The following is a 22,293-nucleotide window of genomic DNA, read 5'->3' on the forward strand; positions in this document are numbered from 1 at the left end:
GCGCCCTCTTACGCTTTCGCCGGACGCAGCGTTGTGCCCTCGACCCACTCGCCTTCGAGCAGCACCTCCTGCGGACGCGGCGGCACCCCGTGCTCCTGCCGGTGCAGCAAGGCGATCAACGTCTCCACCCCGACCGCGCCCGTGCGCGCGATATCGTAATGCACCCCCGAGATACCGGCCGCCGGATCGTAGCAGCGCAGGTCGACCAAGCCGACGTCGCCGGGCACGTGCAGTCGCGCCGCCGCGAGCCAGCCCCGCACCGGATCGGCCTGACTCACCAGAACCACGTCCGGCCGATGCCGCTTCAACCAGCGTTCGAAGCTGGCGCGATTCGACGTGGGACTCAGCAGCGGCGGCACGCGGTAACAGGTCCGCGGCCACTTCACCTGCTCACTGAGAAAACCACCCACCCACATGTCGTTCATCCGGCCGATGTCGTCCGCCCGGTCGAAAGCCAGTCCGATGCGCCGATAGCCGCGCTCGAAACACCGGACCGCCGCAAGACTCGTCGTCTGAAAATGATTTTCCCGCACGCGGTGAAACAGCGGCGCCTTCAGCGAGATTCCGAGCGCCGCGACCGAGAAGCCGCTCCAATCGTATTCCATCAGCGTCGTCTCCCAGCCGGGCATCCGACCGATCAGCACGCCTTGGATGCCGCGCGCCCGCAAGATGCGCACAAATCTCGCCGGCGTCATCCCCGGCTCCCGGAGCCAGAAATCCTCGAGCTTGAAACCCGCCGCTTCCGCGCGCGCTTTGGCGCCGGGAAAAAAATCCGGCAGGTCCGAGTGCGGCGGGCGCCAACCGTAGCGCGTCGGATGCCCCGTCACATAGGCGATCGTCGCGCTCGCCACCGGCACGCCGCGCCGCCGCGTGCTCATCCACGCCGCGAGCAGATGATTCACCCGATAGCCCAGCTTCTCCGCCGCCGCCTTCACCCGAGCTTTCGTCTCCGACGTAATCCGCGGGTCCTCGTTGAGCGCACGCGCTGCCGTCGCCTTGTGGACGCCAGCGGCGCGGGCAACATCGGCGAGGGTGACGGCGGACATGAGCGCAGCGTGCCGCGCGGCCATTCCCCTGCCAAGCTTCGCTTGCTGCTGCCGTCCGCACCGCCGAACCAATATGTGCAACTCGTCGCACAGCCCCGCGCGACGATTGCCGTCCGGCCCGTGATTTCCTCTGCTTAACGACTCTCGCCATGCCCCGCGGCCCCCATCCGTTTCCCCAGCTGATCCCTAATCGCGTCGAAGCCACGCTGCGTCGCCTGCACGAACAGATCTGGCGGGAGACTCGCGTCCTCGCCGTTCACGGCACGCCGGCTCGCGCGGAACACCGTTCCCTCGCCGCCGCCCGCCGCGAGCCGCTCCGCCCCGTCCGGGCGGGCGAGGCCTGGGGACGATTGTTCGATCAACGCTGGTTCCGCCTCGTGCTGCCGACGACCTCGACGACCGCGCCGCGCTACCTGGAATGGCTCGATCAGGGCGAAGCGACCTTGTGGGTCGACGACGCGCCCTACTACGGCTTCGACGTGGCTCATCGCCGGGTGGCGCTGCCCGCGACCGCGCGCGAGGCTTGGATCGAGAGCTATTGCTGCCAGACCGCCATCTGGCACCCCGATGCCACCGGCCTTTCGCCGCGCGGCAGCCTCTTCACCAGCGCGCGTCTGCTGGCGCGAGACGAAGAAACCTGGGCCGCCGCCATGGACCTGCAAGCGGCCTTCGATGTCATGCTGCACCTGCGCGCGCAGGAGCCCTCCCGTCCGCCCGCTGAACTCGCACGCGTCGGGCTCCAGCCTCCGCTCACTGAGGCGACACCGCTCTACCGCCGGCTCCTGCGCTTGCTCGATCAGGCACTCGACGCCCACGAACTCCGCGGCCTCCCCGCGCTGCGCCGCGCGTTGGCGGCGCTCTTCGCCGAGTTGCGGACCGAACGCACCTTCGCCCACGCCGTCCTCACCGGACATGCGCACATCGACCTCGTCTGGCTGTGGCCGGAGCGGATCGGCGAGGCGAAAACCGTGCACACCTTCGCCACCGTGAATCGCCTCATGGCGCTGTATCCCGAGTTCCGCTTCGCCTCCAGTCAACCGGCCGGACACCGCGCGCTGGAGCGCCGCGCTCCGGTCCTCGCGCGGGCCGTCGCCGAGCGCGTGCAGCGCGGCCAATGGCAACTCACCGGCGCGCTCGAAGTCGAAAGCGACACGCAGCTGCCCTGCGGCGAGGCGCTCGCCCGCAGCTTCCTGCTCGGACAGGAGGAATTCCGCCGCTTGCGCGGCACACCGAGCCGCCTGCTCTGGCTGCCGGATGTGTTCGGCTACAGCGCGTGCCTGCCGCAACTCATGCGCCTCGCGGGCGTCGAATGGTTTTTCACCACCAAGCTGACTTGGAGCGCGGTCACGCGCTTTCCGTTCAGCAGCTTCATCTGGCGCGGCGCGGACGGCAGCGAGGTCGTCGCGCACGTCACCCAAAACGCCGGCTACAACAACCGACTCGACCTCGGCGAACTCCGCGCCAACGCGCAGGGACATGTCCAATCCGACGTCCATCCCGAGTTCCTGCACCCGACCGGTTTCGGCGACGGCGGTGGCGGCCCCACCGAGGAAATGTGCGAACGCGCCCGTCGTCTCAGCCGCCTCGCCGGCACGCCCGCGCTCAGCTGGGACCATCCTGAAGCCTTCTTCTCCCGCCTCGCCCGACGCCGCGCGCAGTTGCCGGTGTTCCAAGGCGAGTGCTACCTCGAGTATCACCGCGGCACCTTCACGACGCACGGCGACGTGAAGGCCGCTTTTCGCGGCTTGGAGCGAGCCCTGCAGGTGCGCGAAGCGGTCGCAGCCGCACAAGGTCTCGCGCCGGATCTGCGCGACACCTGGCGGCGGCTCGTGTTCGCGCAATTTCACGACTACATCCCGGGCAGTTCGGTGGCCGAAGTGTATGCCGAAGGCGTGCCGGAGCTCCGCCGCCTCGCGGCGACCCAGCATCGCGCCGCCCAAGCCGCTTTGACGCGCGGCCGCGGTGCCTGGCACGTGTTCAATCCCTTGCCGCAACCGTGGAGCGGTTGGGTGCGGCGCCGGCACAATACGCCGGCCCAATGGATGGAGTTGCCCCCCCTGGCCAGCCGGCCATGGAGCGACCGCGGCACGCCGCCGGCCCCCGCTTCCCTCGTCGGCCGCACGCTCAGCAACGCTCTCGTGCGCGCGGAAGTCGACGCGCACGGCGAACTCCGCGCCCTCACCGTGCGCGGACGTCGCATCGCGCTGCGCGGCCCGGCCGCCGTGGCGATGTTGTGCCCCGACGTGCCCGCCAACTACGATGCGTGGGATGTCGACCGGCATTCGCTCGCGCTCGGCGCCCCCGTGCGCACGCCGCCGCAATTCGTCGCCGAAGAAACCGGACCCGAGCGGGTCGTGCTCGCCGTATCTCGCGCGCTCGGCCGCGCGAGTCGCCTGACGCTCCGCTATATCCTCGAAGCGGGCGCCGCCGTGTTGCGCCTCGAAGCCGAGGTCGACTGGCGCGAATCGCAGGCGTGGTTGAAACTGCATTTTCCGACCGATTACCGCGGCCAACAGGCACGCTTCGGCACGCCCTTCGGCAGCGTGTTGCGCAGCCAGCAACCCGGTGCGCCCGCCGCCGACGCCCAGTGGGAGGTCCCCGCGAGCCGCTGGGCGACCGTCGCCCACGATGGCGAACGCGAAGGACTCGCGCTCGTCACCGAGGCGAAATACGGTTTCGCGGCCCACGACGGCGAGTTGACGGTCTCGCTCCTGCGCGCCGCCCGCATCACCGGCACCGACGACCATCGCTACGCCGTGCCGCTCGGCTTGAGCCGGCACGCTCCCGCCTCTCCGTTCTCCGATCAAGGTCGCCATCTGATCCGTCTCGCGCTGACCGCCTACGACGCCGGCGCGCCGACCGCCGCGCAACCCGCCGCACTGGCCGATACGCTTTTCACGTCGCCGATCGCTTACCGCGGTGCGCCCGTCTCCGCGGGTCTGCTCGCGATCGAGGAAGCGCCCACGCTCGTGCCCGCTTGGGCGATGCCGGTCGAAGCGGGTGTTTGGGTTCTTCGCCTGCATGAAGTCAGCGGACAATCCGGCACCGCGCGCCTGCGCCTCGCGCCCGGGTGGCGCGCACTGCGCTGCCACCTGGATGGCCGCCCCGCCGGGCGAGCCTCCGCCTGGCGTTACCGACCCTACGAAATCGTCAGCGTGCGCCTCGAAGCACCGACGCGGAAAGAGCGCCGTTAACTCGGCAGCCGGCCTCGAGCAGCTCAGCGCCTTCCCTCGGCGTCGCGGCCGCGCGCGGACGACGCGAATCCGACATTGAGTGCCGGCATCCCGCGCGCCCATCATGCGCGCCGCGCCAGCACGCCCTGTTTCGCTCTGCGTGGATCGATCTCCACCTCTCCGCCACCGGCTCGGAGCCCGTCTCCGCCTTGCGTCAGCGCCTCACTTCGCTCCTTTCCTCCGTCGAGATCGCCGAAAATGAAAATCCTCCTCCTCGCCTGCCTCGCCCTCCTCTCCGTCCACCCGACCCTGCGCGCCGCCGACGCTCCCGTCGCAGCAGCTCCCGCCGCGAAACCCGTCATGCTCATCGTTCACGGCGCGTGGGGCGGTGCGTGGCAGTTCTCCAAGGTCGATCCGCTCCTCCGCGAAAAGGGCTTCGACGTCCGCCGCCCCACGCTCACCGGCCTCGGCGAGCGCTCGCATCTCGCCTCGAAGGACATCGGCCTCGAGACGCACATCCAGGACGTCGTGAACGTCATCCTTTTTGAAAATCTCCACGACATCATCCTCGTCGGCCACAGCTACGGCGGCATGGTCGTCACCGGCGTCGCCGATCGCCTCCCCGACCGCATCAAGAAACTCGTCTACCTCGACGCCATGGTCCCCAACGACGGCGAATGCGCCCAGGACGTCATGGGCATCTCCGATTGGATCAAAAGCATGACCAAGGACGGCATGATCGTCCCACCCTGGGCCAAGCCCGCCGGGACTTACCCCAACGACGTGCCGCACCCCGCCAAGACCTTCACCGATCCCCTCGCCCTCAAGAATCCTGCGCGCGAAAAAATCCCCACCGTCTACATTCTCACGGTCGACCCCGGCAAAAAGCCCGAGGAGGACGCCTTCTGGAAATCCGCCGAACGCGCCCGCACCCGCGGCTGGCCCGTCACGATCATGGAAGCCGACCACAACCCGCAGTGGCACAAACCCGTCGAAACCGCCGAGCTCCTCGGCACGCTGCGCTGATCCGCGACTCGCACCCCGGAAAATGAGAAGGCCGCCTACCCCTAGGCGGCCTTCACCCTAACACCAAGCAAACACTATGAACGTGGAGAAAGACGCACGACCGCCGGAAAACGTTCAAGCGTCCGCGCACTTTCTGCGCGAGAGTTCACCGCGCCGCCGCAATCGCGTCACTCTGTTGTCACAATCCCGCTAAAAATGCCCCGCCCCGCCCCCTCCGACCGCCTGTTCGCCCCGCGTCCCGCCCATCCGCACGCCTGGTTGTGGGAGCCGCTCGAGCGCGAGCCCGGCTTCGTCCTCCGCGCCATGTTCGGCGCCAAAGCCGTCTACCTCGACGGCAAGATCGTGCTCTGCTTCAGCACCGGCGAGGAGCCTTGGCGCGGCCTGCTCGTGCCGACTCACCGCGAGCACCACGCCGCCCTGCGCGCCGATTTTCCCGACCTCGCCGTGCACTCGGTCCTCGGCAAATGGCTTTACCTTCCCGAAGCGTCCGCGTCCTTCGAGCGCACCGCGCAAACCCTCGTCACCCTCGTCCGTCGCCGCGATCCGCGCCTCGGCGTCGTGCCTCCGCCCAAAAAACGCCGCGCCCCGAAAATCGCCCGCTCCACGCGCCTGCGCCGCCGCCGCTCCGCGAAATGACTCCCCGTTTCTTCAGGACCCCCGCCGCCTTCCGCGCCTGGCTCGAGCAAAACCACGCCCGCGTCACCGAACTCTGGGTCGGCCTCTACAAGAAAGCTCAAGCCCACCGTGGCATCACGTATCACGACGCCCTCATGGAAGCGCTCTGCTTCGGCTGGATCGACGGCGTGATGCGCCGTATCGACGACGCGAGCCACATGCAGCGCTTCACGCCGCGCAAATCCGGCAGCACCTGGAGCAACGTCAACGTCGCCCACGTCGAGCGCCTCACCCGCGAAGGCCGCATGGCCCCCGCCGGCCTCGCCGCCTTCGCCGCCCGCACGCCCGCGAAGACCGGCATCTACTCCTTCGAGCGCGTGACCCCTCCCGAATTTCCACCCGCCCTCCGTCGCGAGTTCGCGGCCCACGCCGCCGCGTGGAAATTCTTCAACGCCCAGCCGCCCGGCTACCGCCGCCTCGCCACCTTCCACGTCGCCTCCGCCAAGCAGGAAGCGACGCGCGCGCGCCGGCTCGCGAAACTCATCGCCGCCTCCGCCGCCGGCCGACGCCTCGAGTAGCCGGCCGATTTCGTCGCCGATCCGTTCGGGCCGTTCGGCCCTCCCGCTCGCACTAATGCCCGGCATCACGCGCGCTGCGTTCCGCCGTGAGCGCACGATATGCGGAGCCGCCCGGTCGCGCGCAGCGTATGCTACCGCGATGAAACGGCATCGCGCGCCCGCTGCGGGCGGATCGTCCCGGTTCACGCTCACCCCGGCGCGCCCGCGCGCGTCCCAGTGGCCGGCACGCATCGTCGGTCGCATCCTGCTTGCCCTCGGTCTCGTCAGCGCCGCCGCCAGCGAGCGCGCGGTGGTCCGCCAAACCTGTCCGCTCGACGGCACGGAATTCGAAGCCGTGCAGGATTTCTCCGGCTACGCCGAGGGCCAGCGACTCGACCTGAAAAAAATTGGGCCGATCAGCCAGCCGCCCGCGCTCGCACGCTGCCCGCAATGCGGATTTCCCCTCTTCACCAAGTATCCCACCGCTCAGGAAATCGCCCGCCTGCGCGAGATCGTCGCCGGCGAACGCTTCCGCACCGAGGCGCGTCCCGCCTCGCCTTGGTTTGCCCTCGGGATCCTCCGCGAGGAACTGCGCGCCGATCCCTTCGAGATCGGGCGCACGTATCTGCACGCGAGTTGGGAAGCGGAAGACGAACAGGGCGACTACGCGCGCGCCGCCGAGCGGGCGCTGACCTGGTTCGACCGCGCGGCCACCGATCTCCGCGACCAAACCGAACGCCGCACCGACTGCCTCGTCGCCCGCTATCTCGGCGTGGAACTCTGCCGTCGCCTCGGCCGCTTCGACGACGCGCAGCAACGCCTCGCGAAAATCTCTTCGGCGCACGACGAAGCGCTGCCCTGGCTCCCGCGCGCGCTTGCCGCGCAAGCCCGGCGCATCTCCGCGCGCGATGCCGCGCCCGATGACGGCCGCGCCGAGCCGCCCCGCGCGCCGCGGTGAGGCGGATACCCCTTCTCATGAAAACCCTGCCTCGTCATTTGTGGCGGTCGGTCGTCGGCCGCACTCTCCTCCTTGGCGGTCTCCTGCTCGGCACGGGCATCGCCACCCCGACCGCGTCAGCCCAGCGCGGCGGACGGACCGCACCGGCGGCGACGGAAGGGTTGACCGTCACCGACACCACCATCGGGCTGCGTCTGAAAATCGTCAGCTCCCGCGGCGCGGACATCATCGTCATCGACAAGATCCACGCCGGCACGCGTTCCGCTCAGATGGAACTGAAGACGGGCGACGTGCTCACCCACATCAACGACCAGCCCGTCAACTCACTCGAGCAAGCGTCGCAACTGATCGAGGCGTGGACCACGAACCAGGACGGGGCGCTGTCGCTGCTCCTCTCGCGCGGGAAGGCGAAACTGAAGTTCTTCCTCTACCCGCTCCGCGAGACCGCCAACTCCGCGCGTCCCGTCCGCCCGCCTCTCCCCGGAAGCGAAGGCCGCACCGCTGCTGGCCGCGGTGCGCCAGCAGCCGCAGCCACTCAGGTCCAGAACGCAAAGCGCGAGGCGGTGCGTGGACGTCGCTTCGCCGCCAGCCAGCAGCCGGTCACGCTGGCCCGCGGCGACCTCACCGATCCCTGGACGATTCCCGGGCTTGCGCCGCGCTCCGCCGATCGCACCGGCATCAACGTCCTGCGGCGCGTCTTCATCGATCCCGCCACCGGTGAACTCGCGTTTGCGGGCGTCTACGATCCGGCGTTCGCGACCGGACCGATCGACTACTCGACACTGTTGCATGATGCGCTGCGCAGCCCCGCGCCCTCGTTCAGCTTGGAGCCGACCGCCGCCTCGAAGGCCGCCGGCGCCGCGTTCGTCCGCCAGTTCGACCAGCAGATGCAGACCAACCTGAGCGACCTCGCCGCCGGCAAGGCGTGGCTGCTCGGTATCTTCAACCAGCTTCTCACCAACCCGAACCTCGAAGCCGACCGGCGCCGCTTCGTGGCGCGCGGAGTGGAGCTGCTCGGCGCGTCGGCGGATGAGATCCCTGGCTGCGTGCGCGGCATGCTCGGACAGGCGCCGGCTGGCTCGCCGGAATGGGCGCTTTTCTGGTCCTATTGCTACACCAAACTCGGTAGCCTGGGCGGCGCCACTTTCGTCCGCGCGGGCGCCGCCAACGACTCCGCCGGCCTGAGCATCGCGCTCGATCTGCTCGGCGTGCTGCCCACGATCAACTCGATCCGTCAGCAGAAACAGTCCGGCGCGCTCTCCGAGTCACAGGCGCAAGCCCAGGCCGAGGTCGCCATCTGGGGAGCAATTTTTCGCAATTGCGGCGTGCCCAGCCAACGCTGGCAGAGCGCGGGTGACCGCGCCGGCCGGAGTGGCGACATCACGGCGTTTCGCGCCGTGGCCGATGAGGTGAACGCCAACCTCGTGCGCGAACGCATCATCGAGCCTTGGCTGAACGGCCTCGTGCTCTCGGAATCGTTCCTCCAGGCCCAACACCGGATGCCCGCGCTGGAAGTCGCACCCGTCTTCCTCGACGGCCTAGCCCCCACCTCCGAACTGGCGCGCACCTTCCTCGCGGCCGACTGGACGCTGAAGACACTCGGCACGACACCCGAGCTCGCCACGCGCGTGCCCGGCCACGTCACGCCCAGCCAATTCAGCGCCCGCCTCGAAGCCGAGCGCGATGTCCACGAATTGGGCGACCTCAGCGTGCGCTTCTGGCTCGTGCCGGAAGCTGTGCCGCTGAGCGCCGCGCCCGACGGCAGCGTGATCGCGTTCGGCGACGCGCGCCCCGGCGTCCGCGCGCGGATCATGAGCCATGATCGCTGCAACTCCACTGCCGCGCGCCGCCTCGCCGAAGATGCGATGCAAGGCTACGCCGCGATGCTCACGACCCGCTACGCCGACTACGCGCGCGCGTTGCCCGAGCTGCATCGCCTGCGCGAGGCGGCCAAAATCCTCGCGCTCGTCCGCTGGGCCCAGGCGCGCGGCACCAAGCTCGCGCCGCCCTTCCCGCCCGCGCCGGTGGCCCCGCTGCCCGCGCAATTCCAGCGCGGTTTCTGGACCGGCAACTTCGACTCGTCCGGCGGACGGACGTTCTTCGGTCTCGTCGCCATCGGCGGCGTCGACTTCGGCCCCGACGCCGGCAACGGGTGGGTCCAGGCCGGCATCGATCCCGCGTTGAAAACCAGCGCGGCGGGACAACTCCTCGCCAGCGCCGGCCTCGGCCGCGCGGCCGTCGATGCCGCCGCGAAGGGCGACCTCGAGTCCGCCCGCGCCCTCGCCGACCAGAGCGCCCGCGCGATGACCGGGGATTTCGATTTCACCGGACACCCCGCGCTGGTGGGCATCCCCGAGGCTTCCCCGCCTTCTCCGGTCGACGCCGTGTTGCTGCAAGGCGAGATGCTCGCGCAGACCCGCCAGAACATCGACTTGATGGAGCGCGCCCAAAAAATCCTCCGCCAGACCGGCGTCGGCGACCTGCCCCGCGCCGAAGCCTTGGAGCAGTGGAATCGCGGCGAGGGCAATCTGAAGCAGCTGCAAACCCTCGCTACCATCCGCGAGTTTCCGCTGCCCACCCGCCAAGTCGTGCAGCTCCTGCGCAACGGCGACTGGAACCAATTGCCGAAGCCTCCACCGGTCGCCGCCGCGCCCGCCGCGCCGCCCGCCAAGCCGCGGCCCGCCGTCGACCCCGAGGAGCGCGCCCGCATCCGCGGCGAAATCACGCAGCTGCGCACCGAGCTCTGCCGCATCCAGACGCAACTCCGGCGCTTCAACGCCACCATCCAATCCGACCTCGACCAGCGTGCCGAGTGGGAGAAGGTCACGAACGACGCCTATGAAAGCGCGTTGAAGCGCGCGCAGGAGAAGTTCGAGGAATTCAGCGTCGATTTCCCCGGCGACATCCTGAAGGAGAAACTCGCCACCGTCACCGATCCGGCCGAGCGCGCGAAGATCGAGCGCGCCCTGCGGCTCGTCGACCGTTTCAAGGACGCCTACACCACGCGCGATTTCTCCGACTGGGCGTCCAAGGAGGAGTTCACGCGCGAGGAGATCGTCGAGGGCATCAAGCAGATCATGGAAATCTGCGAGGTCGAGAAGCGCATCAAGGACTACCTGGAAAAGAAGTGGGGCCTGAAACGCGCCATCGCCTTCTACGAGGCCGCCGACGATCTCGTCACCTCCGCCTACGACGTCAGCGCCGAGGTCATCGCCTGGCGTCGCCTCAAACAGCTCAATCGCAACAGCGACGATTTCCTCAAGGCCACCGAGGCCTCCGGCCGTCGCCTGCGCGAGCTCATTGCCGCCATCCACGAGCGCGAGATCCGGCTCGGACTCGATCCCGGCAGCACCAAGGAGCCCTGCGCCGCGCCCTGAAGCCGCAAAATCCCGCCAGCGCTCGGCAAGGCGCGCGCAGCCGCGGCGGCGCGCGCCTGCTTGAATGGCGGATGCACCCGCAACTCACTCCCAGCGTCCACGGCCACGAAGTGATGGATGCCATGCTCGCCTCCGGTCGCCTTTTCACCCGCGACACCGCCACCGATTTCCTCACGGGGAAATTCGGCTTCGGCACGCGCTACCACACCTGCTCGGCCGAAGGCATGACCGCCGCCGAACTCGTCGATTTCCTCGCCGCCCGCGGTAAGTTCGTCGGCACCGAGGAAGGCTTCACGGTCAACACGCACCACGTCTGCCAGCACTGATGCACGCAACGGGAGATTGCGCCGGCTCCCCCGCTCCGCTCCACTAGACGCACCCCCATGAGCACGGCCAAAATCTATCTCGGCACCGACAGCGGTGCGACGACCTCCAAGACCGGCGGCATCTTTGCCGACGGCACCATCATCTCCCATCAGCTCCGCCAGAGCTCCACGAACTCCCAAGCCGGCACCGACGCCGTCGTGCGCGGCTGGATCGAGGGAGCAAAGGGTTTCCTCGCCGAGAACAAGCTCACCTGGGATCAGGTCGGCGCCGTCGGCCTCGCCATTCCCGGCCCCTATCTCAGTTACGGCATCATGGGGCAGGCGGCCAATCTGCCGCGCTCGTTCCTCGGGTGGAATTTCCACAACGACTACGCCGCCGCCCTCGCCGAAGCCGCCGGCCGGCCCGTGCCCCTCGTCGTCGGCAACGACGGCAACTACGGCGGCGTGGGCGAGGCCCACCGCGTGCTCGCCGGCCGCAAAGCCTCCGTGCTGATGCTCGCCCCCGGCTCCGGCCTCGGCGCCGCCTACGTCGGCATCGATGGCGCGCCACTCGACGGCGACACCATCTCCGGCATGGAAGGCGGCCACATGCCCGCTCCGCTGCACCTGCTCGGCAACATTGCGCCCTTCAAATGCGGCTGCGGACGCGACTGGGGCTGCGTCGAGGCCTACACGACGATCTCCGGCCTGCCCCAACTGCTCGCCCACTTCCTGCCGCGCTTCCCGCAGCATCCGCTCGCCTCGTCGCCCGCGCCGGACAAGGACAAGGCGCTGTCGCTCCGCGGTCTCGCGCAGCAAGGCGATCCGCTCGCCCTCGCGATCTTCGACTTCCAGGCGCGCGCGCTCGGCCTGCACATCGCGAACCTCCTCATGGCGCTCGACACCGAATACGTCGTCATCGGCGGCGGCCTGATCGATCCCGGCGCGACCACCCCCGCCTTCCGCCTGCGCTACCTCGAGGGCATCCGCGCCGCCGCGGAGCCCTATCTGTGGGAGCCGCAAAAGGCGCGTCTCAAGATCGTTCCCGCCACCCTCGGCGAGCTCTCCCAAGCCATCGGCGCCGCGCTCGTCGCGCGCCTCTCATTCCCCACGCCGGCCTGAGCCGATTGGCGCGGGCCTCGCGCCCTCCCGTCCGCCGGTCAGGTCGCCGCGCCCCGACTCGGCGGTTGCCGCGCGACGTCGACGCCCTTCAATCCACCGCCATGCAAACCGCGGATATCCACTCCCTGCTCGCGTTTCTCCGTCGCGCGGAGCGGCTGAAAACCGTCACGCGCACCTCGTGGACTTCGGAAGGCAAACAGGAAAGCACCGCCGAGCACACCTGGCGCCTCTGCCTCTTCGCGCTGAGCGTGAAACCGTGGTTTCCCGAGCTGGATTTCGAGCGCGTGCTCGCCATCGCGCTCGTGCACGACCTCGGTGAAGCGGTCAGCGGCGACATCTCCGCCGTGCTCCAAGTCGGCGCGCCGCCGAAACACGAGCAGGAACGCCGCGACCTCATCCAGTTGCTCGGCGACGCGCCCGACTCGGTGCGCACCAACCTCCTCGCGCTCTTCGACGAATACAACTCCGCCGCCACGCCCGAAGCGAAGTTCGTGAAAGCCGTCGATAAGCTCGAGACGATCCTCCAGCACAACCAAGGCCGCAACCCCGCGACCTTCGACTACGCCTTCAACTTGCCCTACGGCCAGCAATACACCGCCGGCCACCCGGTGATCGTGAAGCTCCGCGAAATCCTCGACGCCGAAACGCAGGCCCGCGCCGCCGGCGATCGCCCGCCACCGCTCTGAGCTGGAATCCGGCAGTTGGGCGCGCGTCTCGACTCTAGCGCCCCGCACTCAAAGGTCGTCGTTGCCGGCCCTCCGCGACGACTGGCGTCAGCCGGGACGCCGACACCCACCGCTCCGTGCAATCCGACGCTCGTTGCGCGGTGGCCCGCGACCTCCGGGCGCGGGTCGCTCGCGGCATGCGGCTCGCACCAGCCGGCAGCCGCGTCTCAACCGCTCGCTTGCCTCGCCCCCGCAATCCGATTTCGTGCCCGCATGCTTCGCCGCCTTGCCCCCCTCGTCGCCGCGGTCTGCGCGACCACCGCCTTTGCCGCCGAAACGTCCACTCCCGCGGCACCCGCCGTCACCTACATCAAGGCCGCGCGCGTGATCGACCCCAAGTCCGGCACGGTGTTGCCGGATCAGGTCATCACCGTCACCGGCGACAAGGTCACCGCTGTCACCGCGCTGGCCGCGACGACGCTCCCAGCGGGCGCACACCTGATCGATCTCGGCAACGCCACCGTGCTGCCGGGGCTGATCGATTGCCACACGCACGTCACGGGCCAGCCGGAGAATTTCTACGAGGACATCTTCCGTAAGAGCCCCATCGACGAGGCAACGACCTCGCATCTCTACGCGCGCCGCACGCTGCTCGCGGGCTTCACGACGATCCGCAATGTCGGCGCGGGCAACTACGTCGACTTCGCGCTCCGCCGGGCGATCGAGAAAGGCGAAGTCGCCGGCCCGCGCATGCAAGCCAGCGGCCCCGCGCTCAGCGCGACCGGCGGACACGGCGACCTAAACGGCATGTCGCCCTACGTGCGCTTCGAGGGCGACATCAACGGTGTCGCCGACGGCGTTGACGCGGTCCGCAAAAAAGTCCGCGAGAACGTCAAATACGGCGCCGACGTCATCAAGATGCTCGCGACCGCCGGCGTGTTGTCCGAGGAGGAATCCGTCGGCGCACCGCAATACCAGCTCGACGAGATGAAGGCCATCGTCGACGAGGCCGCGCTCTGGGGACGGAAGGTCGCCGCCCACGCCCACGGCACCGAAGGCATCAAGATGGCGATCAAAGCCGGCGTCGCCTCCATCGAGCACGCGAGTTTCATCGACGACGAAGGCATCAAGCTCGCCCTCGAACGCGGCACCTACCTCGTGCCCGACATCTACAACGACGATTACATCCTCGCCGAGTATTCGCGCATGGGCTACCCGGACAAAATCATCGAGAAGGAGCGCAAGGTCGGCCGCACGCAGCGCGAGAATTTCGCCAAGGCCGTGAAAGCCGGCTGCAAGATCGCCTACGGCACCGACTCCGGCGTCTACCCGCACGGCTGGAACGGAAAACAGTTCTTCCACATGGTGAAGTGGGGCATGACGCCCATGCAGGCCATCCAGTCCGCCACCGTCGCCGCCGCCGATCTGCTCGGCTGGCAGACCAAGGTCGGCCAGATCGCGCCCGGCTTCTACGCCGATCTCATCGCCGTCAAAGGCGACCCGCTCGCCGACGTCACCGTGCTGGAGAAAATCGATTTCGTCATGAAAGGCGGCGAGGTCTACAAGGATGCGATCGCCGGCCAACCGGTAAAGCAGTTCGAGTAAAACGCCGCGAACTGACGGGCGTCGCGTTCTACGCCCGGTAGCCCGCGACCTCCGGGCGCGGGTCGAGCCTCAAGGTAGCGCGGCGCGGAACGGAGTCCGCACCCTACCCTCAATGCCCGTGCTCGATGAACAGCATCATCAACCCGAGCACCGCGAAAATCGTCCCGAGCAGCGCCGCTTCGTAGCGCTCGAGTTTCTGCAGCGGCAATTTCGAGAAGCCCACGAGCGTCAGCCAGGTGAAAAGCAGCATGCCGATCAGCGTGCCGGCCGCGAGGATCGCGCTCAGCACCACGAAGCCCCGCCAACCGTAATGCACGCCTTCGAGATAGACCGGCAGGAAGCCTTCGCACGGTGAGAGCGTCAGCATCATGAACAACCCGCCGATCGCCGCCCAATCTCCCGCTTGGCGCGACACCAGTTTCGAGTCGGCAATCTCTTCTTCCATGTGGGTGTGATCGTCCGCGTGTCCGCAATGCTCGGTCTCGTGGTGGTGCCCACCGGCGTGATGGTGCAGCACGCCCCCGCGTGCTTGCCGCCAGAAAAACCAGCCGCCGATCACCAGCAGCGCGGCGCCGGCGACTCGGTTAAACAGTTCGCCGTAGTGCTCCACGAGGTGTTGGCCCACCCACGCGATCCCCAACCCCAGCAGGCTGGTCAGCAACACATGTCCGAGTCCCGCGGCCATCGACACCGCAAACGTCTTCCCGCGCGCCCAACCGCGCGCCCGCGCCACGAGCACGAACGGCAGCCAGTGCGTCGGAATCGCGGCGTGGAAAAAGGCGACCGTGAAGCCGGTCGCGGCGAGAGTGGCGAGCATGGGAAGAGGCGGAAAGTTCAGCGAATCGGCGGACGCCGCCGGTGTCGAATCCTGACTTTAGCAAAGTCGTCAAGCGGTTGCGCGTCCCCCCTCGGCGCCTCGCGGTAGCCCGCGATCTCCGAGCGCGGGTGCTCGGTTCGCGAATCGCAAACCCGCGCCCGGAGGTCGCGGGCTACCTCGCACTCGCCGCGCTTTGTCGGCTCCTGTGGGAGCGAGCTTGCTCGCGACTCGTCCGAACCAGTCGCGAGCAAGCTCGCTCCCACACTGCCCACCCACCAGACCCGCCCCCGACAAACCACGCGCGAATCCCGGCAACTGTTGCGCGGCACGCCCGGCCCCGGCTTTGTTACCGTTGGATAAGGTTGTTGCCGGCCGTTCGCGGTCGGCTTTCTTAACCTCTTCCACGCATGTCCGTTCCCGATCTCAACGCCGTCAGCGGCTACCTTCTCGCCCTCCAAGACTCCATCTGCCAAACGCTCGAACGCGAAGACGATGGCGGCGAGTTCCGCGAGGATCGCTGGTCGCGTCCCGAAGGCGGCGGCGGTCGCTCGCGCGTGCTGGAAAACGGCGCGGTGTTCGAGAAGGCGGGCGTCAATTTCTCCCACGTCACCGGCAAATCCCTGCCCGCCTCCGCCACGGCGCATCGCCCGGAGCTGGCGGGCAAGCCGTTCCACGCGATGGGCGTCTCGCTGGTCATCCACCCGCGCAACCCTTACGTGCCCACGAGCCACGCGAATGTCCGCTTCTTCATCGCCGGCGAAGGCGAGCAGGCGACCTGGTGGTTCGGCGGCGGCTTCGATCTGACACCCTATTACGGCTTCGAGGAGGACTGCGTGCACTGGCACCGCGTCGCGCGCGACGCGTGTTTTCCACACGGCCCAGAGCTCTATCCGCGCTTCAAGAAATGGTGCGACGACTACTTTTTCCTGAAGCACCGCAACGAACCCCGCGGCGTGGGCGGCGTGTTTTTCGACGACTTCAACGCCCTCGGTGCGAATGAGAGCTTTGCGTTTCTGCGCAGCATCGGCGACGCCTACCTGAAGGCCTACGTGCCGATCGTGCAGCGCCGCAAAGCCACGCCGTTCGGCGAGCGCGAGCGCGACTTCCAGCTCTATCGCCGTGGCCGCTACGTGGAATTCAATCTCGTCTGGGACCGCGGCACGCACTTCGGCCTCCAGAGCGGCGGACGCACCGAAAGCATCCTGATGTCGCTGCCGCCGCTCGTGAGCTGGCGCTACGATTACCAGCCGCAACCCGGCTCGCCCGAAGCGCGACTCTACAACGTGTTTCTCAAGCCCCACGACTGGGCGAACCATACCTGAACCACAGATAAACACCGATTCACACAGATGTATTCCCACGCACACCGAGATAACACCTTCATCCGGCACTACGCCGATCTGTGCTCTTCTGTGTCCATCTGTGGTTAAAAATCCATGACCTCCCGCGAACGTTTCCTCAAAGCCGTTGCCTGCGAACCGCTCGACCGCCCGCCGATCTGGGTGATGCGCCAAGCCGGCCGCTACCTACCCGAATACCGCGCGCTCAAGGCCAAGTCGTCCTTCCTCGAGATGGTGCGCACGCCCGAGCTCGCCGCCGAGGTCACGCTGCAACCGCTGCGCCGTTTCGCCCTCGATGCCGCGATCATCTTCTCCGACATCCTCGTCATCCCTGAGGCGCTCGGCCAGGGCTACAAGTTCCGCGACGAGGGCGGCATCGCGATGGAGTATCGCCTCGAAAACCGCGCCCAGCTCGACCGCCTCAACGTCACCGGCGTCGCCGAGCGGCTCGACTACATGGCGCAGTCGCTCGCGCTCGTGAAGAAGGAGCTGAAGGGCGAACGCGCGCTGCTCGGCTTCGGCGGTTCGCCGTGGACGCTCGCCACCTACATGATCGAGGGCGGCAGCTCGGAGGATTTCTCACGCATCAAGGAACTGTTCTTCACCGACCGCCCGTTTTTCGACGCGCTGATGGAAAAACTCACCGCCGCCGTCATCGAGTTTTTCCACATGCAGATCCGCGCCGGCGCGGACGCGATCCAGATCTTCGACTCGTGGGGCGGCATCATCGCCGGCCAGGATTACGAAGCCGCCTCGCTCCGCTGGATGCGCCAGATCATCGCCGCGATGCCGCCGGGCTTCCCCGTCATCCTCTACGCCAAGGGCTGCCCGATGCAGCTCACCGACATGGCGTTCTCGGGCGCGAAAGTGCTCGGCGTCGACTGGACCGTGGACCTCGGCGTCGTGCGCCGCCTCGTGCCCAACAACGTCGCGCTGCAGGGCAACCTCGACCCGGTGCTGATGAACACCACGCCCGAGATCGTCCGCCGCGAAGCCACGCGCCTCTTGGAGACGATGCGCGGCCAAAACGGCCACATCTTCAACCTCGGCCACGGCATCATGCCCTCCGCAAAGCTCGAGTGCATGCAAGCGCTCGTCGACACCGTCACGCAGTGGAAATGAGTTTACCCTCCTCGTCATGAGCACCTCGAACCCGCAAAAATCAGTCGCGATCATCGGCGCCGGCATCGCCGGCCTCACTGCCGCCTACCGGCTGCACGAGCGCGGTTTTCGCGTGAGGGTGTTCGAGCGCTCCGCGCAGGCCGGCGGCTCCATCCGCACGATCCGGGAGAACGGCTGGCTGGCCGAAGCCGGCCCCAACTCCGTCCAATACAGTTCCCCCGAGCTCAAGAAACTCGTGGCCGACATCGGCCTCGAGCCCGATCTCCAGATCGCGAACCCGGCGGCGAAAAAGCGCTTCATCGTCCGCCACGGCAAGTTCATGCCCGTGCCGATGGGGCCCGGCTCCTTCTTCGCCACGCCGATTTTCGGCGCTCGCACCAAGCTCTCGCTCTTCACCGAACTCTTCTCGCGCCCGCGCATCCGCAACACCGACGTCAGCCTCGCCGAACTCGTCCGCTCCCACTACACGCAGGAGCTCGTCGACTACGCCGTGAATCCGCTCGTCGCCGGCATCTACGCGGGCGACCCCGAAAAACTCTCGGTCAAAAACGCCTTCCCCAGTCTCTGGGAAGCCGAACGCCTCAAAGGCTCGCTGCCGCGCGGCTTCATGGCCGCCGCGAAAGCCAAACGCCTCGCCACGGGCGCGCCGAAGAAAAAAGGTGCCGCGCCCCTCATCTCCTTCCGCCTCGGTCTCCAGCAACTCACCGACACGCTCGTCGCCCGACTCCCCGCCGACGCCGTCTCGCTCAACACCACCGTCGAGACCATCATCCCGGGGCAGCCGCATCGCCTCGTCTGCTCGCGCGGCACCGAGAAATGCGGCGGTGAGTTCGATTACGTCGTGCTCGCCGTCCCCGCGCCCGCCCTCGCGCATCTCACCTTCGGCACGCTCGCGGAGCGCCCGCTCGCCACGCTCGACACCATCACGCACCCGCCCGTTTCGTCGCTCTTCCTCGGCTTCAAGCGCGAGGACGTCGCTCACCCGCTCGACGGTTTCGGCGGACTCACCCCGGAAAAAGAGCGCCGCGATGTCCTCGGCATCCTGTTTTCGTCGACGCTCTTCCCTGGCCGCGCGCCGGAAGGTCATGTCGGCCTCACCGTTTTCGCCGGCGGCATGCGCCAGCCCGAACACGCACGCCTCAGCACCGAACAGCTCTTGCAACGCGTCGACCGCGACCTGCGCGAGCTCGTCGGCGTGAAGGGCAAGCCCGTGTTCGTGAAACACACCTTTTGGCCGCGCGCGATCCCGCAATACCAGATCGGCTACGAGCGCCATTTCGAGACCATGACCAGCCTCGAAAACCGCACGCCCGGCCTCTTCATCGGCGGCCAGTGCCGCGACGGCATCTCGCTCCCGGACTGCTGCAAGAGCGGCGAAAAACTCGCGCAGCGCGTCGCCGATTTCGCATCGTAAGCCCGCCGCCGCGGCGAGTCGGCGGATTAGAAAAGTCTAACCTGCATCGCACGGGTTTCTAACGTGCGTCCCGCTATGCTGCGGGCGCATGAAAACAACCTTCCTCCGCCCGATCGCTTCCACGCTGGCCGCGCTGGCCCTAACCGCCGCCGCCCACGCCGCCACGACAATCGAAAATCTCAGCCAGGCTTTCGCCGGCGAGTCCAACGCCGCGAACCGCTACGCCGCCTTCGCGCAGAAAGCCGACGCCGAAGGCTATCCGCAGGTCGCCACGCTCTTCCGCGCCGCGGCGAAATCCGAGCAGATCCACCGCGAACGCCACCGCTCCGCGCTCAAGAAATTGGGCGGCGCCGGCGACGACGTGAAACTCGACGAGGTCAAGGTCGGCACCACCGCCGAAAACCTGCGCGCCGCGATCGCCGGCGAGAGCTACGAGCGCGACACGATGTATCCCGCGTTCATCGCCCAAGCCAAGGCCGACGACGCACGTCCGGCCGTCCGTTCGCTGAACGCCGCGATGGCCGCCGAAAAGGAGCACGCGAAATTCTTCCAACAGGCCCTCGACACGCTCGGTCAGAAGACCGAGGTGGCATATTACGTGTGCCGCGATTGCGGTTTCACGACCGTCGCACGCCCGAACAAGGAATGCCCCGTCTGCCGCGAGGATCCGTCCAAGTTCCAAAAAATCAGCTGAGCCACCCTCGCCTCCCTCGCCATGCCCTCTCCGCTGCACCCCGCCCTCGTCCACTTCCCGATCGTGCTGATTCTGCTCGGCACGTTCGTCGCCCTGCCTGCCGTGTTCACGCCGCGCGGGCATCTCCGCTGGATCGCGGCGATCCTGCTCGCACTCGGCGCCGCCGGCACCGGAGCCGCCCTCGCCACCGGCGAAGAGGATGGCGAAGCGGTGGAGCACGTCGCCGGCGTCGACGCCGTGCTCGACCTGCACGAGCAATGGGCTGATCGCACTCTCGCGTTCAGCATCGTCGCCGGCGTTTGCGCGCTGGCGGCCGCTGGCGCCACGCTGCATTGGCCGCGCGTCGCGCGCGGCGCGGGCTTGGCGAGCCTCGTCGTGGCGGTGGCCGCAACGTTTTCTGTGGTGCAGACCGGGCACTACGGCGGTCAACTCGTCTATCGCCACGGCGCGGGCGTGAATCTCGCCCCGGCAACGGCGGATGGCACAGCCAAGAGCACCGTGCCCGCGCGCGCGCAGCGACGCGACGACGACGACAATTGAGCGGACTTTGCGCGCAGCTCATGCCGGCCGGTGTCACGGGTGATGTGTGCGCCCCGCACCGGCCGGCCATGACGCGGCGCTCGCCTTCGTCCGCGCACCTTTGCTAAGTTCGCTCATGCGCATTTTGGTCGCCGAAGATGAGTCCAAAGTCGCCGCTCACGTGCGGCGCGGCCTCGAGGAGGTCGGTTACGCCGTCGATGTCGCGGCGGACGGCACCGAAGCGCTTTGGCTCGCGGAGAACAACGCCTACGACGCGCTCGTGCTCGACGTCATGATGCCGGGACTGGACGGCGTCAGCGTCCTGCGGCAACTGCGCCACCAGGGCCGTCACGTGCCCGCGATCCTCCTCACGGCGCGCCACGAACTCGAAGACCGTGTCCGTGGCCTCGACGCCGGCGCCGACGACTACCTCGCGAAGCCCTTTTCGATGATCGAGCTGCTGGCCCGCTTGCGCGCCGTGCTCCGGCGTCAGCGCCCCGAACCGGTGGACCGCCTGCGCGTCGCCGATCTCGAGCTCGATCTCCGCGCCCGCACCGCGCACCGCGGGGGCGACGCCATCGCACTCACCAATCGCGAATTCGCGCTGCTCGAGCTGCTGATGCTCTCCTCGCCCAAGCCCGTGAGCAAAACCGCCATTGTCGAACACGTCTGGGATCAGCACTTCGACTCCGGCACGAACATCGTGAACGTTTACGTGAAATACCTGCGCGAGAAAATCGATCGCCCCGGCTGCGCGCCGCTGATCCAGACCGTGCGCGGTGTCGGCTTCGCCCTGCGGGAGCCCGGCGCATGAAATCGCTGCGCCTCCGGGTCGCGTTGTGGTTCGCCGCGAGCGTCGCTGCGGTGATGGTGGTTTTCGTCGGCGTCACCTTTCTCCATCTCCGCCACGAGTTGCGGATCGAGAAGTGGGAACGCACCCAGGAGCGCAACGCGGACTGGGCGCTGCATGGCAGCTATTCCGAGTCGGAGGTCGCCGATATTGTGGGCGAGCTGTGGTCGCTCTCGCTGCTCTACGCCACGCCGGTGCTGTTGCTGGCCATGGCGGCCGGCTATGTCGTCGCGCGGCGCGCCTTTCGGCCCGTCGAGGAGATGAACCGCCAGCTCCAGGGCATCGGGGCGCGCAATCTCGGAGCGCGCGTCGACGTGACGCGCGCCGACCACGAGATCCGCGCCATCGGCGAAAACATCAACGGTCTGCTCGTGCGCCTCGAGACCTCGTTCCAGCAGCTCTCGGATTTTTCGGCGCAGGTCGCACACGAGCTGCGCACGCCACTGACCTTGATGCGTCTGCAGATCGAGGAGGCGGCCGGTCGCATCGAGCCCACGCTCGCGGAGTCGATGCAGGAAGAACTGAAGCGCCTCTCCGACTATGTCGACCAATGCCTGCTCTTGGCCACGGCCGAGCAGGGCCGGCTCCAAACCCAGCCGGCGCCGCTCGACTTGCGCGAAGTGGTCGGCGACGTCGTGGAGGCCTACGCGCTCCTCGCGCGCGAGGAGCACCGCAGCATCGACTGGGCGGCGAGCGAGGCCACCGCGCACGCCGACCCCCGTTATCTGCGTCAGTTGCTGCACGTGGTCCTGAGCAACGCGCTCCGCCACGGCGAAGGCACCATCGTCGTGCGCGTCCGCACCGAGGCCGGCAGCGCGATTTGCCAAGTGCTCAACCGCGTGCGCTCCGGTCCGGCCGCGACATCGGCCGGCAACGGCATCGGCCTGCGCCTCGCCCGTGCGCTCGCGACCGCACTCGCCGTCGAGTTGACCGCCGGTCCGACCGCCGAGGGACAATTCGCCGCCAGCCTGCGCCTGCGTTCGCCCGGCCGCTAGGGTGCAACGGCGGCGTGCACCGCGAACAGCTTTGCCCTTTGCGGAGGCCTTCCCGCCTGCTGCTCCGAGCCGCATTTCTCCTCTCATAGATCG

19 protein-coding genes are annotated in these 22,293 nt (G+C 68.1%); 17 read left to right on the forward strand and 2 right to left on the reverse strand.

Annotated elements, in window-relative coordinates:
• Nucleotides 1–8: 8 nt before the first annotated feature.
• On the reverse strand, nt 9–1,046 hold the full coding sequence (locus KF715_03660) for a LacI family DNA-binding transcriptional regulator (protein MBX3735763.1): 1,038 nt from the start codon (nt 1,044–1,046) through the stop codon (nt 9–11).
• 149 nt (nt 1,047–1,195) lie between these two features.
• Here KF715_03660 and KF715_03665 point away from each other — a divergent pair, with 149 nt between their 5' ends.
• The 10 genes from KF715_03665 (at nt 1,196) to KF715_03710 (ending at nt 14,449) form a co-directional block, all read left to right on the forward strand.
• The gene (locus KF715_03665) at nt 1,196–4,240 is read left to right on the forward strand and encodes an alpha-mannosidase (protein MBX3735764.1); all 3,045 of its coding nucleotides are present in this window, start codon (nt 1,196–1,198) and stop codon (nt 4,238–4,240) included.
• A gap of 237 nt (nt 4,241–4,477) precedes the next feature.
• Nucleotides 4,478–5,245 carry an alpha/beta fold hydrolase gene (locus KF715_03670; protein ID MBX3735765.1) on the forward strand — a complete coding sequence of 256 codons (768 nt, stop codon included), beginning with the start codon at nt 4,478–4,480 and terminating at the stop codon, nt 5,243–5,245.
• 195 nt (nt 5,246–5,440) lie between these two features.
• Complete coding sequence (locus tag KF715_03675; protein ID MBX3735766.1) at nt 5,441–5,881, forward strand: hypothetical protein; 441 nt, start codon at nt 5,441–5,443, stop codon at nt 5,879–5,881.
• The gene (locus tag KF715_03680; GenBank protein ID MBX3735767.1) at nt 5,878–6,438 is read left to right on the forward strand and encodes a YdeI/OmpD-associated family protein; all 561 of its coding nucleotides are present in this window, start codon (nt 5,878–5,880) and stop codon (nt 6,436–6,438) included. Before KF715_03675 ends, KF715_03680 begins: the two co-directional genes overlap by 4 nt.
• Nucleotides 6,439–6,577: 139 nt before the next feature.
• Nucleotides 6,578–7,375: a DUF2225 domain-containing protein gene (locus KF715_03685; GenBank protein ID MBX3735768.1), complete on the forward strand. Its 798-nt coding sequence runs from the start codon at nt 6,578–6,580 to the stop codon at nt 7,373–7,375.
• Nucleotides 7,376–7,392: 17 nt separating this feature from the next.
• Nucleotides 7,393–10,752 (forward strand): hypothetical protein, encoded by a 3,360-nt coding sequence (locus KF715_03690; protein MBX3735769.1) that lies wholly within the window; start codon nt 7,393–7,395, stop codon nt 10,750–10,752.
• A gap of 71 nt (nt 10,753–10,823) precedes the next feature.
• Nucleotides 10,824–11,078 carry a YecH family protein gene (locus tag KF715_03695; GenBank protein ID MBX3735770.1) on the forward strand — a complete coding sequence of 85 codons (255 nt, stop codon included), beginning with the start codon at nt 10,824–10,826 and terminating at the stop codon, nt 11,076–11,078.
• Nucleotides 11,079–11,135: 57 nt separating this feature from the next.
• Complete coding sequence (locus tag KF715_03700) at nt 11,136–12,179, forward strand: ROK family protein (protein MBX3735771.1); 1,044 nt, start codon at nt 11,136–11,138, stop codon at nt 12,177–12,179.
• Nucleotides 12,180–12,280: 101 nt separating this feature from the next.
• On the forward strand, nt 12,281–12,865 hold the full coding sequence (locus KF715_03705) for an HD domain-containing protein (protein ID MBX3735772.1): 585 nt from the start codon (nt 12,281–12,283) through the stop codon (nt 12,863–12,865).
• Nucleotides 12,866–13,117: 252 nt separating this feature from the next.
• Nucleotides 13,118–14,449 (forward strand): amidohydrolase family protein, encoded by a 1,332-nt coding sequence (locus tag KF715_03710; GenBank protein MBX3735773.1) that lies wholly within the window; start codon nt 13,118–13,120, stop codon nt 14,447–14,449.
• A 109-nt stretch (nt 14,450–14,558) separates the two neighbouring features.
• Here the strand turns inward: KF715_03710 and KF715_03715 are convergent, their stop codons facing one another.
• Entirely contained in the window at nt 14,559–15,266 is a 708-nt protein-coding gene (locus KF715_03715; GenBank protein ID MBX3735774.1) for a hypothetical protein, read from the reverse strand.
• A gap of 407 nt (nt 15,267–15,673) precedes the next feature.
• Between KF715_03715 and hemF the strand changes: the two genes are divergently transcribed.
• From hemF to KF715_03750, 7 genes are all read left to right on the forward strand, one after another.
• Nucleotides 15,674–16,588, forward strand: a complete 915-nt coding sequence (gene hemF, locus KF715_03720; protein MBX3735775.1) for an oxygen-dependent coproporphyrinogen oxidase — start codon at nt 15,674–15,676, stop codon at nt 16,586–16,588.
• A gap of 114 nt (nt 16,589–16,702) precedes the next feature.
• Nucleotides 16,703–17,728, forward strand: coding sequence for a uroporphyrinogen decarboxylase (gene hemE, locus KF715_03725; protein MBX3735776.1), 1,026 nt, complete (start codon nt 16,703–16,705; stop codon nt 17,726–17,728).
• A 16-nt stretch (nt 17,729–17,744) separates the two neighbouring features.
• Nucleotides 17,745–19,142: a protoporphyrinogen oxidase gene (gene hemG / locus KF715_03730; protein ID MBX3735777.1), complete on the forward strand. Its 1,398-nt coding sequence runs from the start codon at nt 17,745–17,747 to the stop codon at nt 19,140–19,142.
• Nucleotides 19,143–19,230: 88 nt separating this feature from the next.
• Entirely contained in the window at nt 19,231–19,836 is a 606-nt protein-coding gene (locus tag KF715_03735; protein ID MBX3735778.1) for a hypothetical protein, read from the forward strand.
• Nucleotides 19,837–19,857: 21 nt separating this feature from the next.
• Nucleotides 19,858–20,376, forward strand: a complete 519-nt coding sequence (locus KF715_03740; protein MBX3735779.1) for a hypothetical protein — start codon at nt 19,858–19,860, stop codon at nt 20,374–20,376.
• A 115-nt stretch (nt 20,377–20,491) separates the two neighbouring features.
• Nucleotides 20,492–21,169 (forward strand): response regulator transcription factor, encoded by a 678-nt coding sequence (locus KF715_03745; protein MBX3735780.1) that lies wholly within the window; start codon nt 20,492–20,494, stop codon nt 21,167–21,169.
• Nucleotides 21,166–22,200, forward strand: a complete 1,035-nt coding sequence (locus KF715_03750; GenBank protein MBX3735781.1) for a hypothetical protein — start codon at nt 21,166–21,168, stop codon at nt 22,198–22,200. Before KF715_03745 ends, KF715_03750 begins: the two co-directional genes overlap by 4 nt.
• Nucleotides 22,201–22,293: the final 93 nt, after the last annotated feature.

The sequence above is a fragment of the Candidatus Didemnitutus sp. genome (assembly GCA_019634575.1).
Lineage (GTDB): Bacteria > Verrucomicrobiota > Verrucomicrobiia > Opitutales > Opitutaceae > Didemnitutus.